We start from the raw sequence: 862 nt of genomic DNA, 5'->3' as shown, positions 1-862 counted from the left end.
CAACGGTCGTCGCTACACGGGTTACCATACAGCGAAATTCCAAAATGTGACGGCACTGTTCAAGGATGGCCACTTGTTCACGGGTACGCGCAATGACGTGTACTACAAGAGTGGTAAGGCATTTTCGGGAGTCTTGAATAATAAACTCTATAAGGCCGGCCGGAAGTATGCGGGTTATCATTTTGCTACCGTTAACTATGCATCAAAGCTGTTCCGTAATGGTAGTTTGTTTACTGGTACGTACCACAAGAGCATGTACGAAGCAGGTCAAAAGTTGACGCTGGTTAGTCGTAAGGCATTTCCAGTTAAAAATACCGTACTAACCAATGCGTCGGGCAAGCGAATCAGTACGTTGAAGGCAGGTACGCCAGTAATTATCTATTCTGGTTCACAACGTGGCATGTTAGTAACGACAACGGTGGGCAAGCGATTGGGTTATGCGGAAGATGGTTACACAGGTCTAAAAAACGTAGGTGATTTTGGACCGAATGTTGTTTCAACATTTTATTATCCAGAGGCACCGGTGCATGACCTGTACTTAATGGCAGTTGATGACCGATCGGTTCAATTCGATGTTATTAAAAATCTAAAAACGCAACAAAAGACTCACGTTGCGATTGCCGCAAAACATGGTAAATACGGAATTGACACGATTAAAATTAAGGCTAGCCAGAAGTTGATTAATTGGCATGCTAAGTATCAGTCGAATCAATATGGCACCTGGCAAGCCACTGGTGGCACAATTCAGACTGAGCATACAGCGGCGCCAATTAAGTTCCATGGCAAGATTTACTTTAAGACAACCGTGATCTTCCAGACTAGTGATGAACATTATAAAATAACAAAAACAAAGCTGGTTACT

The 862-nt window shown here is 43.3% G+C and carries 1 protein-coding gene; it reads left to right on the top strand.

The window, feature by feature from the left end; translation table 11 throughout:
- Positions 1-862 (top strand): hypothetical protein (locus WEIDD23_RS13860; protein ID WP_197458894.1); only part of this gene is annotated, 862 nt, incomplete at both ends.

It is taken from the genome of Weissella sp. DD23, from assembly GCF_001579105.1.
GTDB classification, from domain to species: Bacteria; Bacillota; Bacilli; order Lactobacillales; family Lactobacillaceae; genus Weissella; species Weissella cibaria.
The sequence above is the reverse complement of the archived record's forward strand: the minus strand, read 5'-3'. Positions and strand labels throughout refer to the sequence as shown.